The organism is Microcoleus pseudofavosus SVA1_A4 (genome assembly GCF_036700565.1).
Classification (GTDB): domain Bacteria; phylum Cyanobacteriota; class Cyanobacteriia; order Cyanobacteriales; family Microcoleaceae; genus Microcoleus.
In genome coordinates, this window is sequence record NZ_JAUBPE010000014.1 from 92,694 (window position 1) to 111,249 (window position 18,556).

At 45.7% G+C, this 18,556-nt stretch carries 9 protein-coding genes; 7 read left to right on the forward strand and 2 right to left on the reverse strand.

Annotation, left to right across the window (positions count from 1 at the left end; translation table 11 throughout):
• Window positions 1–740: 740 nt before the first annotated feature.
• From rne to QUA02_RS08855, 5 genes are all read left to right on the forward strand, one after another.
• On the forward strand, window positions 741–3,068 hold the full coding sequence (gene rne / locus QUA02_RS08835) for a ribonuclease E (protein ID WP_333026765.1): 2,328 nt from the start codon (window positions 741–743) through the stop codon (window positions 3,066–3,068).
• A gap of 2 nt (window positions 3,069–3,070) precedes the next feature.
• Window positions 3,071–3,757, forward strand: coding sequence for a ribonuclease HII (locus tag QUA02_RS08840; protein WP_333026767.1), 687 nt, complete (start codon window positions 3,071–3,073; stop codon window positions 3,755–3,757).
• A 191-nt stretch (window positions 3,758–3,948) separates the two neighbouring features.
• Complete coding sequence (locus QUA02_RS08845) at window positions 3,949–10,002, forward strand: ATP-binding sensor histidine kinase (RefSeq protein WP_333026768.1); 6,054 nt, start codon at window positions 3,949–3,951, stop codon at window positions 10,000–10,002.
• Between the two features lie 447 nt (window positions 10,003–10,449).
• The gene (locus QUA02_RS08850) at window positions 10,450–10,845 is read left to right on the forward strand and encodes a response regulator (RefSeq protein ID WP_333026769.1); all 396 of its coding nucleotides are present in this window, start codon (window positions 10,450–10,452) and stop codon (window positions 10,843–10,845) included.
• Window positions 10,842–12,608 carry an adenylate/guanylate cyclase domain-containing protein gene (locus tag QUA02_RS08855; RefSeq protein WP_333026770.1) on the forward strand — a complete coding sequence of 589 codons (1,767 nt, stop codon included), beginning with the start codon at window positions 10,842–10,844 and terminating at the stop codon, window positions 12,606–12,608. The genes QUA02_RS08850 and QUA02_RS08855 overlap by 4 nt, the downstream gene beginning before the upstream one ends.
• A gap of 402 nt (window positions 12,609–13,010) precedes the next feature.
• Here the strand turns inward: QUA02_RS08855 and QUA02_RS08860 are convergent, their stop codons facing one another.
• On the reverse strand, window positions 13,011–15,992 hold the full coding sequence (locus tag QUA02_RS08860) for a PAS domain-containing sensor histidine kinase (RefSeq protein WP_333026771.1): 2,982 nt from the start codon (window positions 15,990–15,992) through the stop codon (window positions 13,011–13,013).
• A 699-nt stretch (window positions 15,993–16,691) separates the two neighbouring features.
• Here QUA02_RS08860 and QUA02_RS08865 point away from each other — a divergent pair.
• Both QUA02_RS08865 and trpD read left to right on the forward strand, forming a co-directional pair.
• Window positions 16,692–16,862 carry a hypothetical protein gene (locus tag QUA02_RS08865; RefSeq protein WP_333026772.1) on the forward strand — a complete coding sequence of 57 codons (171 nt, stop codon included), beginning with the start codon at window positions 16,692–16,694 and terminating at the stop codon, window positions 16,860–16,862.
• A gap of 9 nt (window positions 16,863–16,871) precedes the next feature.
• Complete coding sequence (gene trpD / locus QUA02_RS08870; protein WP_333026773.1) at window positions 16,872–17,987, forward strand: anthranilate phosphoribosyltransferase; 1,116 nt, start codon at window positions 16,872–16,874, stop codon at window positions 17,985–17,987.
• Window positions 17,988–18,004: 17 nt separating this feature from the next.
• On the opposite strand, the gene QUA02_RS08875 is transcribed toward trpD, so the two are convergent.
• Window positions 18,005–18,406: a hypothetical protein gene (locus QUA02_RS08875; RefSeq protein WP_333026774.1), complete on the reverse strand. Its 402-nt coding sequence runs from the start codon at window positions 18,404–18,406 to the stop codon at window positions 18,005–18,007.
• Window positions 18,407–18,556: the final 150 nt, after the last annotated feature.

Here is an 18,556-nt window from a genome sequence, read left to right on the forward strand (position 1 = left end):
CTAAAATCTAAAATCGACTGACCCGTCAAAAAACGGAGATAAGCCCCCGACTTAAGTCGTTCGTGGAGAACCAAAAATTTTAGATTTTAGACTAAAGTTCAAGCTCCCACATTCATCTGTGGAGTAAATCTAAAATCTAAAATCTAAAATCGACTGACGAGGTTTTAGGGTTGGTAGGGGCGGAGGTTGCAGTCGAATGGCAAGCTGAATTCAGTTGAGTGCTATCCGCCGATCGCACAAGCAGACGGCTGTAGGGACAGGGTAGTGCCGTGTCCCTACCAGACCTCTGTACTTCTTAACTTTCCCTCGAAACCAGCCCTCAACCACCACCACGCAAGCGGAGTTATCAGTTTTTTGTGTTGAGTTGTGTGTTAAGAAATTGGTACGGTGTCACTGAATTTATTCGCGCTCGTTCAAAGGAAGAGTTGCAAGGGTTGAATTTTGAGTGAAAGAGTTTGCAATTCACCAATCAAAATTCAATATTTATAACTCGGTAAAAGCGTCCTTATTTCTATCTTCCAGCTCAGTCTGCGAAGCATAACTCATAACTGTGTACGGGTGGATTTTAGCACTTTATCTGTAACAGTTAACAGTTAACAGTCAACAGTCAACAGTCATTCCACCCTGCACCAACTCACAGCTAATAACTCTTCAAGCTACTACTAATTACAGTTAAAGTCAGAGGCACTCAAGAGTGCGTAAGTGTCTCTAACTTGCTGCCAGTTTTTTGAGGAAATTGAATGACAAAGCAAATAGTTATAGCAGAGCAGCATCGCATTGCTGCCGTCTTTTCAGAAGATCAAATCCAAGAACTCGTGGTAGCCACAGGCAGCCACCAAGTCAGCGACATTTACTTGGGAATTGTCGAGAATGTACTCCCCGGAATAGATGCGGCCTTCGTCAATATTGGCGACCCCGAACGCAACGGGTTCATGCACGTCACAGACCTCGGCCCGCTGCGGCTCAAACGATCGGCAGGAGCCATTACAGAACTCTTGACCCCGCAGCAGAAAGTGGTGGTACAGGTGATGAAAGAACCGACGGGCAGCAAAGGCCCCCGGTTGACAGGCAACATTACCCTGCCGGGCCGCTATTTGGTATTGATGCCCTACGGCAGGGGAGTCAATCTGTCCCGCAGGATCAAGTCGGAAGCCGAGCGCAACCGCCTCAGAGCTCTGGCTATTTTGGTGAAACCGGCCGGGATGGGGCTGCTGGTACGCACCGAAGCTGAAGGGATGACGGAAGAAGCCATCATGGAAGATTTGGAAGTCCTCCAAAAACAGTGGGAAGCCGTTCAACTCGAAGGCGGTACCTCGCGGGCGCCAGCACTGCTCAACCGCGATGACGATTTTATCCAGCGGGTGCTGCGGGATATGTTTAGCAGTGACGTGAATCGGATTGTGGTGGACTCGCAAAATGCAATTAAGCGGGTCAAGCAGCAGTTGATGAGCTGGAACGGCGGCAAACTTCCTGCGGGAGTTTTGATCGACCACCACCGAGAGCGTGCCTCGATTTTAGAATTTTTCCGCGTTAACGCAGCCATTCGAGAAGCCCTAAGACCGAGGGTAGATTTGCCTTCGGGCGGTTACGTGATTATCGAGCCGACTGAGGCGCTGACTGTGATCGATGTCAACTCCGGCTCGTTTACTCGATCGGCCACGGCTCGGGAAACGGTACTCTGGACAAATTGCGAAGCAGCAACGGAAATTGCTAGGCAACTGCGGTTGCGCAATATTGCCGGGGTGATTATTGTTGACTTTATCGACATGGAATCCCGCCGCGATCAGTTGCAGGTGCTGGAACATTTCAATAAAGCTCTCAAAGCTGACAAATCTCGACCGCAAATCGCTCAACTGTCGGAATTGGGACTGGTAGAACTGACCCGCAAGCGCCAAGGTCAAAATATTTACGAGTTGTTCGGCCACACTTGCCCTACTTGCAGCGGGTTGGGTCATCTGGTGCAACTCCCGGGCGAAGATGACATGGCCCCAGCGGTGCGGGAATCGGGCGATCGCACCGTTGCTACCTCGAACCGCGTTTTGTTGAATTTGCCAGAAGGGTTGGAACGCCGCAGCTTGACGCCTGTGGCGGCTGCAACTCCTGCACCGGTGCGGGAAGAACGCCCCCCCGAACCTGCTCGGGCTGCTTGGGAACCGTCTAGCGAAAGTTTGGATTTTGAGACCGGCAGCAACGCCTCGTCTTTGGACTTGCTCAACCATCCCAGCTATCAGGATTTGGGGAACGGAACCAGACGGCGCCGCCGCCGCCGGATTGGTGAAGAGCCTTTTGCCCTCCCGGTGGAGGAGGAACCGGTGCGCAGCAAGTTGCGGCTGCCGAATACTTCGATCGCGCCCGTCGCGGATACGCGCTCTGAGTATCTCGCACCCCCCGGCATCCGGGCAGCTTCGGAGGGCTTCGGGCTGGTGAATATGGCGACTGTTGGCAGGCGCGAGGAGTTCGATCGCGTGCGTCCAACTAAGTCTGAGTTGCTGAAGCCGATGGTGGAGCCTCCCGAAATGATTTCGGTGGAAATGACACCGGAGGAGCAGGATGTTTATGCTCTGATGGGGGTTTCTCCTTTGGTGCTTGCGGATCGCAGCGTGAAAAATCCTAAGAATGCGATCGTTTCGGTGACTCTCCCCGGAGCGGCCCCGAACAAGCCGCCTTTCGAGCAGCTCGAATTTGAATTTGAACCGGCGGCGCCTGCTGAGGATGTTGAGGAACGGGATTATTATCCAGAAATGTCGGTAGTTGAGCCTGCATTTTCTGAGGATGATGATGATGATGATGATGATGATGATGATGATGCTGAAATTTACGGCGAGAGTTCGATCGACGAAACTGATGATTTCGATCGGATGGAGGAACCCAGCGATGTAATGGGCTTCTCGAATCAGGCGATCGAATTCAATGAGCCGATCGAATTCAATGAGCCGATCGAATTCAATGAGCCGATCGAATTCAATGAGCCGATCGAACTCAATGAGCCGATCGAATCCAATGAACCCGAAGAACCTGCTATCAACCGCCGCCGCCGCCGCCGCTCATCTGCCCTTTTGGATGAATAATTATGAAGGAAGAGGGGAGAAGGAACAAGCAAGAAGCAAAAAAGAAGAACGAAGAAGTAGAAATTTTTACTCTTTTCCCATCTTTCCATCTTCCCCTTTCCCCCTCTCCCTCGAAGACTCTGGTAATTGCAGGTGTGGATGAAGTCGGAAGGGGAGCTTTGTTCGGGCCTGTGGTGGCTGCGGCCTGCATTTTGCCCGACGAAGTTCTCGATGAATTAGCAAGTTGCGGGGTGCGCGACAGCAAGCAGTTGAGTGCCGCAGCCCGGAGTCGGTTAGCCGTAAAAATCCGGGCTGTGGCTGTTGACTGTCAAATTGGTGCGGCTTCGGTGCGGGAGATCGATCGCCTCAATATTTTGCAGGCTTCTTTGTTGGCGATGAAACGGGCGATTTTGAAGTTGAGTGTGACTCCTGATTTGTGTTTGGTTGACGGCAATCAAAGAATTCCTAATTTGTCGATCGAGCAAGAGACGATGGTAAAGGGTGATGCGCGATCGATTCAGATTGCTGCTGCTAGTATTGTGGCTAAAGTTTGGCGCGATGAATTAATAATTCGCTTGGCTGTTAAGTATCCTGAATATGACTTGACAAACAATAAAGGATATGGTACAGCTAAACATAAATTGGGGTTGGAGCGTTGCGGGCGATCGGCTTTTCACCGATTATCATTTAGCCCTTGTCGAAAATCTTAAAATTGCCGTGGAAAACCTAATTAAACGTAAAATGCCATAGCTGTTAGATACCCGACTTCTTAAAAAAGTCGGGTATCTGGGTATTCTGTTTTTTTTAGCCGTTGCTCACTTAGAGCTGTCTTAGTCTCTTCCCAAAATTATCATTTTCAGCCTCCGGTAGCATCTATAAAATCTTTATTTAACTCTGCACCATGACTGATAATATGGTAACAATTCCCAGCTATCGCCCGATCGAGCAAATCTATAATGGCTCTAAAACACAGGTTTATCGAGGACTTTCTGAGTCAAACCAAAAAGTAATTATCAAACTGCTATTGAGCGAGTATCCCACTTTTAGCGAACTCGTGCAGTTTCGGAATCAGTACACCATTACCAAAAATCTTGACCTGCCGGGAATTGTCAAACCCATTGCACTCTTAAACTACCGCAATGCTTTTGCTCTGGTAATGGAGGATATTGGCGGTGTTTCCCTTGCTGAGTATACTGCTAATCCAGAGCAATTAGATAATATCCTATCGAGTAATTCTGAGATTGCCTTCCCCCATACTTCCCCCCTACCGCTAGATGAATTTCTGCCGATCGCCCTTCAGATTGTCCAAACCATAGAAGGATTATATCACAACCGAATTATTCACAAAGATATCAAGCCCCAGAATATTCTAATTAACCCCAAAACCAAAGAAGTTAAATTAATTGACTTCAGCATTTCCTCTCTTTTACCCAGAGAAAACCAGGAGATCCAAAATCCAAACGTCTTAGAAGGAACCCTAGCTTATATGTCCCCGGAACAAACCGGAAGGATGAATCGAGGAATTGACTACCGCACGGATTTTTACTCATTAGGAATCACATTTTACCAATTGCTAACAGGGCAATTACCCTTTAACTCTACCGATCCGATGGAGCTAGTTCACTGCCATATTGCTAGGATGCCAACTCCCCCGATCGATCTGATTCCAGCTATCCCGGCTGTATTGAATAACATCATTATGAAAATGATGGCAAAAACTCCAGAATCGCGCTATCAAAGTGCTTTTGGACTGCGGTACGACTTAGAAAATTGCTGGCAGCAATGGCAAGAGAATGGGAAGATTAGCCAGTTTGCCTTGGGGAATAGGGATATTTGCGATCGCTTCGTCATTCCCGAAAAACTCTACGGTAGAGAAGCTGAAATTAAGGCGCTACTAGAAGCATTCGATCGCGTCAGCGAAGGCACTTGCGAAATCATGCTGGTGGCGGGCTTTTCCGGCATTGGTAAAACAGCCGTCGTCAACGAAGTTCACAAACCCATTGTCCGCCAACGGGGTTACTTCATTAAAGGTAAATTCGACCAATTCAAGCGCGATATACCCTTCTGGGCATGGGTGCAAGCGTTCCAGAATTTAATCCGACAATTACTTACCGAAAGTGCTGCCGAGGTGCAGAAATTGCAGGTCAAAATATTAGAGGCGTTGGGTGAGAATGCTCGAGTCATTATCGATGTCATCCCAGACTTAGAACGACTAATTGGCAAGCAGCCAGAAGTGCCAGAACTAGAGGGAACTGCCGCTCAAAATCGCTTCAATCTATTATTGCAAAATTTCATCCGAGTCTTAGCGACAAAAGAGCATCCTTTAGTAATTTTCTTAGATGATTTGCAGTGGGCAGACTCAGCTTCATTGAAGCTAATGCAATTGTTGATGAGCGAGACGAATACCCGCTATCTGTTGTTAATGGGAGCGTATCGCGATAACGAAGTGTTTCCCGCCCATCCACTGATGCTGACATTGGATGAGATTCGCTCATACTCGGCAACAGTAAATCAAATTACTTTAACACCCCTAGATCGACCTTCCCTAAATCGCCTGATTGCCGATACCTTATCTTGTCCAATAGAAAGGGCAATGCCTTTGACTGAACTGATTTTTATCAAAACCAAAGGCAATCCTTTTTTTGCAACTAAATTCCTGAATTTTTTGCAAAGTGAAGGATTTATATCATTTGATTTTACCCCCCCAACCCCCCCTTACCAAGGGGGGGCAAGGGGGGGTTGGCAGTGCGACATTGCCAAATTGAGGGCGCTTTCTTGGACTGATGATGTCGTCGAGTTTATGGCGATTCAGTTGCAGAAGTTGCCTGTAAATACTCAGCAAGCTTTAAAACTTGCAGCTTGTGTGGGCAATCAATTTGACTTAGCAACGCTGGCAGTTGTCTCTAAAAAATCTGAGTCGGAAACAGCGGCAGATTTGTGGCCAGCACTGCAAGAAGGATTAGTTATTCCCATCAGTGAAGTATACAAATTCTTTCAGGAATCTGAATCAGTTGAAATTCCCCAAGTATCTGAGCTATCTGTTCCCTACAAATTTTTGCACGATCGAGTGCAGCAAGCAGCATATTTTCTGATTCCCGAATCCCAAAAACAGTCAACCCACCTCGAAATCGGGCAACTGCTGTTGAGGAAGGGCGGACACGGGGGTACCGCCCCTACGGAAGCAGAAAAAGAAGAGAAGATTTTTGATATTGTCAACCAGTTGAATATGGGGGTAGAGTTAATTACCCATCAAATAGAACGGGACGAACTCGCTCAGTTGAATTTAGTTGCCGGACATAAAGCTAAAACTTCAACTGCTTATGCTACTGCCCAAAAGTATTTAACTGTAGGTATAGAACTCCTAGATATTGAGTGTTGGCAGAACCATTACAAGCTGACTTTGCAACTCTATGAAGAAGCAGCAGAAGCGATGTATCTGAACGGCGATTTTGAGCAAATGGAGCGATTAACAGAAATAGTTATCCAAAAGGCCAATACAATCTTAGATAAAATCCAAGTTTATCAAATTAAAATTCAAGCTTTGAAAGCACAAAACCAAATCAAACAATCTTTAAATTTTGGGTTAGACATTCTCGAACTCTTGGGGATATATCTACCTAAAGATCCGGAACCGACAGAAATTCCCCGGGCTTTTGAAGAGACGCAATTAACTTTACAGGGGAAACGCATTCAGGACTTAATTGACTTGCCTGACATGACAGACCCGCAAAAACTGGCAGCGACTCAGATATTGTTAAAACTCTGTCCTGCTGCCTACATGGTAACTCCAGTTTTGTTGCCGCTGATTACTTTTAAACAAATTCAGTTAGCCCTTGAATACGGCAATGCACCAACTCATACTCATGCTTATGCTAATTATGGACTGATTCTCTGCGGAGTCATGGGAGAGTTAGAATCGGGCTATCAATTTGGAGAACTGGCACTAAATCTGATCGAAAAACTCGATGCTAAGCCTTTCAAAGCTATGACGCTATTTGTAGCAACTTACTTTACAAAGCATTGGAAAAATCATATTAAGGAAACGTTCAAACCCCTGTTATCTGCTTACTTTAGCGGTTTAGAAACAGGAGATTTAGAACACGCTGGCTATTCAGCACAAAGGTACTGTTACCTTTTGTACTTTAGTGGTTCTGCCGAACTGTCAAGGGTTGAACTAGAAATGCAAACCTACAGGGATGCCTTCACAAAGATGAATCAGGAGAGCATTATTCAACTGCATCAAATTCACCATCAAGTTGTATTAAACTTGCTGGGTATGACGGAGAATCCTTGCTATTTAATCGGTTCAGTTTGTGATGAAGCTAAAATTTTACCGCTTCATATTGCTAACAATTACAGAATAGCTTGTTACTATTTTTACTTAAATAAGTTAATCCTTTGTTATCTTTTCGATCGCTACCGCGAAGCGGTGGAGCATTCTGCCGCAGCAGAACAGTATTTAGATGCGGGAGTATCTTCGATATTGTTGCCGATTTTTTATACCTACGATTCTCTCTCTAAGTTGGCTGTGTATCCTGATGTAAAGATTTCCGAAAAACAAAAAATTCTCGAAACTGTAATTGCCAATCAGGAAAAAATGCAAAACTGGGCGAATCATGCCCCGATGAATTATTTGCATAAATTTTATCTCGTAGAGGCCGAACGGCATCGAGTTTTAGGGAAAAATTTCGAGGCGATGGAAATGTACGATCGCGCCATCAAAGGAGCTAAAGAAAACGAGTACATTAACGAAGAAGCACTCGCCAACGAACTCGCCGCCAAATGCTATCTCGGCTGGGGGAAAGAGAAATTTGCCCGAGTCTACCTAACTGATGCTTACTACGCCTATGCACGGTGGGGAGCCAAGGCAAAAGTTGAAGATTTAGAAAAACGCTATCCCCAATTACTCGCGCCTATTTTTAATCAGAAAACTAGCTTAAATACAGGCGAGACAATTGCCCAAATGATGACTGTAACTGTTGCAAATACCAGTTCAGGCGTGTCAGGAATTCTGGACTTGGCAACAGTAATTAAAGCCTCTCAATCAATGTCAGGAGAAATAAACCTCGATCGCTTGCTATCCATTTTGATGCAAGTGATGATTGAGAATGCGGGAGCAGAAAAAGGCAGTTTGATTTTGCAAGAGGGAAATTTACTCTTCGTTGCTGTTAGCTGTTCGATCGATAAAACGTGCAGCCTAGAGTCTACTTTGGTTGCTGACTCTAAGGAAATTCCGATCGCCCAGATAAACTATGTCTGGCGCACTCAAGAAACCTCGGTAATTAATGATGCTGCGGCTGAGAATAAATTTGCTGCTGACTCTTATATCATCGAGCATCAACCAAAGTCGATTTTGTGTATGCCGATTCAACATCAAGGAAAAACGGTCGGCATTCTTTACCTAGAAAATAACCTAGTAGCAGGTGCATTTACTCCCGACAGATTAGCCATCTTAAAAGTCTTGTCCTCGCAAGCCGCCATCTCCATAGAAAATGCCCAACTCTATACCAATTTAGAAACTAAAGTAGCAGAACGCACCCTGGAACTCCAGCAGTCAGAAGCTCGTTTTCGACAACTTTACGAGCAATCTGGCGATGCTATTCTGCTGTTAGATGGAGGCGCTTTTATCGACTGCAATTCCGCCACCGTCAAAATGATGCGCTGCACAGACAAAAAACAGCTTCTTTCCCTGCATCCAGCTCAACTTTCCCCAGAGATTCAACCTGACGGTAAAGACTCTTTTGAGAAAGCCAAGGAAATGACAGCGATTGCCTTGGAGCGAGGCAGCCATCGGTTTGAATGGATGCACCGCCGCATCGACGGAGAAGATTTTTGGGTAGAAGTATTGCTGACTGTAATTCCTTTAGATGGTAAGGAAATTCTGCATACGGTTTGGCGAGAAATTGGCGATCGCAAACAAGCTGAATCAGCTTTGCACTCCAAAAATCAGGAACTAAGCGATGCTCTCCAACAACTGGAAGCCACCCAAGAAGGACTGATTCAATCAGAAAAAATGGCAGCTTTAGGACAACTTGTGGCGGGAGTTGCTCACGAAGTTAACACACCCCTCGGTGCGATTCGCTCCTCAGCCGGAAATGTTGCCAAATTCTTGAATCAAACCCTAGAACAGTTGCCCGCACTTTTTCAATCTCTCTCCCCAGAAGCAGGGCAGAACTTCTTAGAATTACTTCAGCGATCGCTCCAACAAGAAGCAACATTATCAACCAAAGAAGAACGCAAATTGAAGAGAGCTTTAAGGAGTCAACTGCAAGAATCAAAGATTGACAGTGCCGATACTGTTGCCGATCGATTAGTCATAATGGGGGTTTATAATGAAATCGACACTTTTGTTCCCCTGCTGCAAAGAGCAGACAGCTTGCACCTCTTAGAAATCGCCTACAAACTGTCCGAATTAAAGAGAGGCATCGCCACTATCAACACAGCCACAGATAGAGCATCAAAAGTAGTTTTTGCCTTGAAAACCTATGCCCGCTACGAACAGTCGGGCGAAAAAACTGTAGCCAGCATTACAGAAGGCCTTGAAACAATCTTAACCCTCTATCAAAATCTACTTAAACAGGGAGTTAAGGTCATCAAAAACTATGCCGAAATCCCGCCGATACTGTGCTATCCCGACGAATTAAATCAAGTTTGGACTAATTTAATTCACAATGCTTTGCAAGCAATGGATTATCGAGGCACGCTAACAATTGAGTTGACTGCTCAACATTACCAGGCTAAGATTAGCATTAGCGACAGCGGTCAGGGGATACCAGAAGAGATAAAAGCGAAAATATTTGAGCCATTCTTTACTACTAAGCCGGCAGGAGAAGGCAGCGGATTGGGACTAGATATTGTGAAGAAGATTGTTGACAAACATCAGGGAAAAATTGAAGTGGAATCAATTCCGGGCAAAACCACATTTAATGTTTTCCTGCCCATGAGCGGCTTATAAGCAGGTCAAGGATCTCGCAAACGATATAACTTAGTAAGTAGGTCTGGTTTTATACCAGTAAAAAAAGAATGCAACTGTAGGCCCGTGTTCCAAACCCATATTGAATCAGTCATCCCCAATCTAAAATCTAAAATCTAAAATCTAAAATGGTATTACTTAGTTCCACCCAACCTGCAATTAACCCCATCGGGAGGATGTCAAAAGTTAAAGCGTTTTGACGCCAATAACTTCGATTCCACCGGAAATCGATGTAAAACAGCAGTACGATGCGTTATGCTCAGCTAAGCTGCTACGCATATAGATTTCTTGGTTTCGGCGACTGGGAGGGGGAGAGGATTTGGCGATCGACTGGCTTGTGACATCTTAAGATAAGATGGGGTCTACTAATACACTTTACTACTTTGACTACTTTTGCTACTAATGACAATTAAAAAGGAGAAAAAATAGATGTCTAAACCAGTTATTTTGTGCGTTGACGATGAGAGAATGGTGTTAGACAGTCTCAGGACGCAGCTAGCAGCAGAATTTGGGAATACTTACACCTATGAAGGAGCCGAAGATGCTGAGGAGGCTTTCGAGTTAATTAGTGAACTAAATGACGATAAAATTAGCGTTGTTGTGATTATTTCTGATTGGTTAATGCCCGGTATTAAGGGAGATGAGTTGCTGATTCGCATTCACAAAAAATACCCCCATGTTATTAAAATTATGCTGACAGGTCAAGCTGATGAAGTAGCAATTGATCGAGCCAACAAACAGGCTAACCTCCATCGCTGCTTATCTAAACCTTGGTCGGAAGCCGATTTGCTAGAAACTATTAAATCTGGTTTATCTAAACTATGAGCCAACAGGTAATTATCTGTGTCGATGATGAGAGAACTGTACTCAGGAGCCTCAAAGTAGAACTGCAAGAGGCTGTCGGCAATGATTATATAATCGAAATTGCTGAAGGTGGGGAAGAGGCATTAGAGTTAATTGAAGAATTGCTAGAGGATGGGGATGAAATTTTTTTAATTATTTCCGACCACATTATGCCTGAGATGAAGGGAGATGAGCTGTTAAAACAGGCTCATCTCATTTCGCCTAAAACTATAAAAATTATGCTGACGGGACAAGCAGATATTGAGGCGATCGCCCATGCTATCAACTCGGCAAACTTATATCGTTATATTACCAAACCTTGGCAAGCTGAAGATTTGAAATTGACGGTTAGAGAAGCGCTAAATAGTTATCTTCAAGATAAAAAACTGACCGAACAAAACACCCAACTCCAGCAAATGAATCAGGAGTTGGCACAGTTAAACTGCGAGCAAGCGGTACTGATTACCAAACTCCATGAAAACGAAAATCGCTTGACACAGTTTTTGGAAGCAATGCCGATTGGTGTGGGTGTGCTGGATGCGGACGGTAAACTTTACTACATCAATCGGAAAGCACAAGAGATATTTGGTAAAGGAGTTGTGCCGGATACGAGTTCGGAGCAATTGTCAGAGGTTTATCAAGTCTATCAAGCAGGCACAAATCGAGAGTATCCTGTCGATAATTTGCCCATCGTGCGCGCGTTGAAGGGGGAAAGTGCTACCGCTGACGATGCTGAAGTCCATCAAGGCGACAAGATTATTCCCATAGAAATTTTTGCTACTCCAATCTACGATCAACAAGGCAATATTGTTTATGCTATCAACACTCTCCAAGATATCACGGAACGCAAAGAAGCTGAGGCAGAGCGCAAAAAGTTCATTGAGGATCTTTTTGAGGTCAATTGCAATTTGGAAATTTCACTGGATGCAGAATTAGAAATTGCGGAGGCGACAAGTCGCTTTGTACCCAATGAGTTTTTAGCTTTTTTGGGATGTGACAGTATTGTTGATATTAAATTGGGAGAAGCGGTGGAGTTGGAAATGTCGGTTTTGTTTTCTGACATCCGCGATTTCACTACTCTTTCGGAACAGATGACACCGGAAGAAAATTTCAAATTTATCAATTCTTATCTGAGTCGAATGGAACCGCTGATTGTGGAAAATAAAGGGTTTATTGATAAATATATTGGCGATGCAATTATGGCTTTGTTTAGCGAGGGGGCGGATGATGCTGTGAAAGCGGGAATTGCCATGCTGCATACTCTTGCTGAATACAATCGACATCGCGCTTCTGTGGGCGATGTGCCGGTTCAGATTGGGGTGGGAATTAATACTGGTTCTTTGATGCTGGGTATAGTGGGCGGAAAAAGCCGGATGGACGGTACTGTGATTAGCGATGCGGTTAATTTGGCTTCTCGGATTGAAAATTTGACGAAAAATTACGGGGTGTCGCTGTTAATTACTCAGCAGACTTTCGATCGCTTGACAAATCCTGCTGATTATGCAGTTAGAGTAATTGATAAGGTTCAGGTTAAGGGTAAGTCTGAATGGGTGACTGTTTATGAAGTTTTTGATGCGGATTTGCCGGAAGTTAAAGCGGGAAAGTTGGCTACTTTGCAGGTGTTTACTGAGGCTTTGTCTTTGTACAATATGAAGAGTTTTAGGGAAGCTGCGGTATTTTTTGCGGATTGTTTGCGGCAAAATCCGGGGGATAAGGTGGCGGGAATTTATTTGGATAGGTGTTAGTAGTTAGTTGGCAGTTAGTTATATCAATTCCGGCTGCGCCGGAATGATAAGCTTTCGACACGGCAGTGCCGTTTCTTGCGCGCCAGATAGATTGTAGGGACACGGCAGTGCCGTGTCCTGATTTCGGGTTATATTAATTGGGAGCATCCCATTTTTGCTTTCAGATCGTGGACGGTTGCATCAGAATAATATATTTGGATCGTATTCAGTGCGAGCGTCCATAGCGAACGGTAGGGATCGCGAGCGAGACGCTCGCACTCCTAAAAAACGCTTTTTACCAAATTGGGATGCTCCCTATTAATTCCGATGCAACCGGAATTGATATTACATCTCTCGCGAGCACTCGCGATCGTTTTGGGGTAGGGAAGCGGCATTGCCGCGTCCTCGGTTGCTGACTGCTGACTACTGCTGTTCGATCGGCATTTCGATGATAAACTCGGCTCCTTGGCCCGGTGCAGACACGCAGCTCAGTTTGCCGCCGTGTTCTTGGATAACTTTGTAGGAAATTGACAGGCCTAAACCGGTGCCTTTGCCGGCGGGTTTGGTGGTAAAAAAGGCCTCGAACAACTGCTGGGAAACTTCTTCTGGCATACCGGAGCCGTTGTCAGAAATCCGAATTACAGCATTGGAGTTTTGGACTTCTGTCCTAATTTTAATTTTGCTGCGGTTAGCTGTGGCTTCGTCAACTGAACGCCCTTCGTTGTATTCCTCGATCGCGTCGATCGCATTTCCGATCAAATTCATAAATACCTGATTGACTTTCCCGGCATAACACTCAACTAAAGGCAAATTTCCATAGTCTTTAATTACGGTAATTTCTGGATAGCTGCCGCGCGCTCTCAAACGACTTTGCAGGATCAGCAGCGTTCCTTCAATCCCTTCGTGCAGGTTAACCTTGCTCATTTGAGAATCGTCTTTGCGGGAGAAATTTCTGAGCGAGCGCACAATTTCCCGAATGCGATCGGCCCCAACCTGCATCGAGGACATCGCTTTCGGCAAATCTTCTAGCAGAAACTCTAGCTCGATATCCTCAATTTTATCTTGAATTAGTGCCGGCGGATTGGGGCAGTGCTGCTGGTACATATCGATCAAATTCAGCAAATCTTCCGTGTAGTGACCGACGTGAACGAGATTGCCGCAGACGCTATTAACAGGATTGTTTATTTCGTGAGCGACACCGGCCACCATTTGACCGAGTGTAGACATTTTTTCAGTGTGAATTAATAATGCTTGAGTTTGCTGCAATTCGTGCAAAGTATTTTCGAGCTGAAGTTTTTGTTGGGTTAACTCTGTTTGCGATCGCAGCAAAGCTTCTTCACTGCGTTTCTGCTCGGAAATATCAGTAATTAACCCTTCCAAAGCTATCAATTCTCCCGAGTCGGAAAACACTCCCAAACCTTGCTCCCAAACCCATTTTAATTCGCCGTTTTTAGAAGTAATGCGGTAATTTAGCTGATAGGGTCGATTTTCTTGCAAGGCAACTTGCACGGCATTCCACAAATTATCGCGATCGTCCGGGTGAGTCAATTCCGAGATAGAAACTTGCCGAGTGCCGATAAATTCTTCAGGAGAATAGCCGGCTAACTGATAGCAACCTTCGCTGACAAACTCCATACTGCGATCGGCATCGTTGCGAAAACGGTAGGCCATCCCCGGCAAATTGCTCATCAGCGTTGACAATGCCCGCTGGCTTTCCCGCAGGGCTTCTTCGGCGTGTTTGCGATCGGTAATATCCGTCATCACCGCCAGCATACAGAGTTCGCCGTCCAAATTAATCAACTCCGCTGACAGCAAACACACCACCACCGATCCCGACTTCATCCGAAACTCACATTCCTCACTGCGAACAACACCTTGTTCCTGCAAATTTTGCCTGAAATCAAGTTGGTCTTGCGGCTTTACCCAAATATTTAATTCCGGTACTGTATGACCGATTACCTCCTCCCTAAAGTAACCGAGCGCCGACAAAAAACTGTCGTTAGCCTCAAGAAACCGCCCCTGAGCAAAAGTAGTAATAGTCATCGGATCGGGACTCGATCGAAAAGCCTTAGAAAACTTTTCCTCCGACAAACTTAACTGTTTAATAGCTGCTTCCAACTGACTTGTCCGCTCTTTAACCCGGCATTCCAATATTTCATTAGCCTGCTTCAGGGCCTCCTCAGCCTGCACCCGATAAGTGATATCGCGCACCACGGCTTGCAGCCCCATTTTGCCGCCGATATCCATAGAAGTTAGCAGCACTTCCGCCGGAAACTCGGAACCGTCCAAACGGCAGTGCAGCCAGTCAAAACGGCAATTTCCCATTTCTAGAGCCGTACTAATTCGCTCTTGAAACCAACTCATAGAATCTTGTCCGTTTGGTTGCAGCGGCGGGCTAAATTTTGAAGGATGCTTGCCGCAAAACTCTGATTCTGTGCTGCATCCAAATAACTTTAAAGTAGCCGGATTGCAATCCAAAAAACCCTGTTCATCTAGCAGCATTACCGCATCTGTTGTCGATTCGTACAAACTGCGAAACTTTTTTTCTGAGGCCTGCAAAGAAGCAATCAACTGCATTTTTTCCTCGGCTGCTTGCTTTTGCTTGGTAATGTCCTGCATTACTTGAGAAAAGCCCTGCAACTCTCCTTTTTCATCGCGCAAAGGAGTAACAATAATATTCGCCCAAAATCGCGAGCCGTCTTTGCGAAACCGCCAGCCTTCATTTTCGTATCGACCTTCTGCCAACGCCCTGATTAATTTTTCTTGGGGCTTGCCGATTTCAATATCTTCTTGCGTGAAAAAACACTCTGAATTATTTCCGACTATTTCATGAGCTCTGTATCCAAAAATGCGTTCGGCACCAGAATTCCAGCTAGCTACATACCCATCAGGATCTAACATGAATATAGCGTAATCCTTAACGCCTTCAATTATTAAGCGCAGGCGTTCTTCGCTTTCTCGAAGTCCAGATTCTGCCTGCTTGCGCTGGGTGATATCTTCTACAAAACCTTCGTAGTAGAGTAATTCCCCCCCTTCATCGCAGACTGCCCGCGCATTTTCAGCGATCCAAATTATTGTTCCGTCTCGGCGATAAATCTGCGACTCAAAATCCGACACGACGCCCTGTTCTTGCAAAGCAGAAACAAACTGATCGCGCCGATCGGGGTTGACGTAAAGCTGATCGCTGATATCAGTCAGACAGCCCATTAATTCTTCGGCGGAATCATATCCGTAGATGCGAGCCAAAGCTGGGTTAGCGCTGAGGTAGCGACCGGATTGGGTTGTTTGAAAAATGCCCGACACAGCATTTTCAAACATACTGTAATATTTTGCTTCCATTTTGTGCAGTGCCTCCGCGACATTCAGGCATTCTATCGCTTTATTTTCTAATTTTTGATTTGCCACTTGTGAATACCCTGCTCTTAGATTTGAGTTGAATATTTTCGATCGAGCGCCTGTTAAACTTGAGCCTTTAATTAAGCAGAAGATGCTGTGGCACAGCCGGACACGAATGTGTTTATTCATCTGTCATACAGGGCTGTTAGTTGTTAGTTGCTGCTGATGAAAGTTTAGTTTATCCGGTCTGTCTTTCTGTGAGCCGTGACTGGCTGTCACAATCGGATCGCCAAATCGATCGGCCTGCGGTGCAGGTATCCGAGCCAAACCCGCTCGTTGAAATCTCCCTGAAATATATTAGCAGTTGAATACCCTGAAATAAGTTAGCGGCAAGGCTATTGTTACTATAATAAAAGGCTGCGACTTCTACAACCGCAAGAGTCTATTTTTAGGCTGTGGGTGAGAGTTCGATCGACTCTTACCCAAGGCAACTAACCTGCCTGCACGAGCTAAAGGCTCCCTATCCGTCCTGTCAGTCGATTTGAGATTTGAGATTTTAGATTAAAGAATTGACTCCACAGATGAATCTGGGGCTCCCTAATGTCTAAAATTTTTTGGTCTCCACAACTCCTGTCGGAAACTTTTATCGGTCTTTGGGTGCTCTGAGTTAGTGTTAAGTATTCTTCCTGATAGATAATTACAGCGGACTGCTGGCAGTTGTACGATTTGGGGTTTCTCTGTAAAGTTGGCACAACAAGAGGGAAATTGTTGTATCAAAAAATTCATATTCGGCTGCTGCGGGGGGACAAATTCTGTTGCGGTGCTGGCATTTGGGCAAAAATCTGGGTGCAGGTACGCAAAATTTGGTCGGCAAGTCTGCTAAAATCCCGATCGATTCTCGGTTTGGCCCCAAAGCTCGATCGAGCTAAATTTGACTAGAACTAATAAATGACAGATTCTCCCGTACTTGCAACACCAGAGTTATCGCTTGCTTCAACCCAGACGGCGGATTCTCCTCTGTGGCCAGCCCTGCTGCAACAACTGTTAGACAAACAATCTCTCTCACGCGTCCAAGCAGCCGACTTAATGCAGGGATGGCTCGCAGAAGCCATTCCCCCCGTCCTCTCAGGAGCGATTTTAGCAGCCCTCCAAGCCAAAGGCATCTCTGCCCAAGAATTAGCAGGAATGGCTCAGGTATTGCAGTCTCAGTCCCTCGCAGGCGAGTCGGAGAGCCTTTTCGACCCCAAATCTCCAATCTCAAATCTCAAATTAATTGATACTTGCGGCACTGGCGGTGACGGCGCTTCCACATTTAACATTTCCACTGCTGTAGCCTTTGTGGCCGCCGCCGGCAAAATTCGAGTAGCGAAACACGGAAATCGATCGGCATCGAGCAAAGTGGGTTCTGCTGACGTGTTGGAAGCACTCGGAGTCAATCTCAACGCAGATTCCGAAAGGGTGAGAGCTGCGGTAGACTCCGTGGGTATCACCTTTTTATTTGCTCCCGGCTGGCATCCAGCACTTAAAGCTGTAGCGTCGCTCCGGCGCACTTTGAAGGTGCGGACTGTTTTTAACCTTTTAGGGCCCCTTGTCAATCCTATGCACCCTACAGGGCAGGTAATCGGGGTGTTCGATCCCAGTCTGGTATCAACTATGGCGCAAGCTTTGGGCGAGTTGGGGACTGAGTTGGCGGTAGTCGTTCACGGCAGAGAAAAGTTGGACGAGGCGGGTTTAGGTGATGTTACTGATTTGGCTGTTTTGTCGGGTGGTCAAGTAGAACTCACTACTTTAGACCCTGAAAAGGTAGGATTGACACCAAGTGCGATCGGCTCGTTAAAAGGCGGAAATGTTGAAGAAAACGCCGAGATTTTGCGGAATGTTTTGCAAGGCAAAGGTACGCCAGCACAAATGGATGTTGTAGCTTTGAATGCGTCTTTGGCTTTTCAGGTGGGAGGCGCAATTCCTATGGGCTCTCACGCAGCAGGGGTTTGTTTGGCTAAGGAGATTTTATTGAGCGGCGAATCTTGGTTGAAGTTGCAGCAGTTGATTGAGTTTTTGCGGTAACAAAACAGGGATTTACGCTACCAACTGATAATGAGCGGCAATCCCGGTCGAAAATCTACCTGTTGTCCCTGCACTTCTCCATCAAACCCAAGCTCTACAAAATACTCTGCTCCTACCCGTATTTTTACCTGATTTGTATCAATAACTGCTTGAAGTTCTGGTGACGGATTATTTCCACAAGGAGTAACCAATTCTACACGAGTAATTTCTCGCAAACCAAGACTATGCTCTAGAGGTTGTGACTTCTGGGCAGAGTATCGATCTGGACGTTTACCAAAGGGAATCTGGAACAGCATCGGCTCAGTCAAAACATCACTATTTGTTCCTACCGCGATACTCATCGTTTCAGGCAAATAAGGTGGATGATATGCCCAACTAGAAAATGCAACTGTGTTACTAGAACCTTTAGCTGGACGCAAACAGATCCCAAACGGACACGCACCATCTTTCCGATTTGCCGATCGCTCCCAAAGACGAGTGAGATGAATTGGCTCGGGAGCGTGTCACTTTTGCGATGAGTATAAATACTCAGAAATACTAGGGCAGAGGTTTTGAGCTATTGTTGGGCA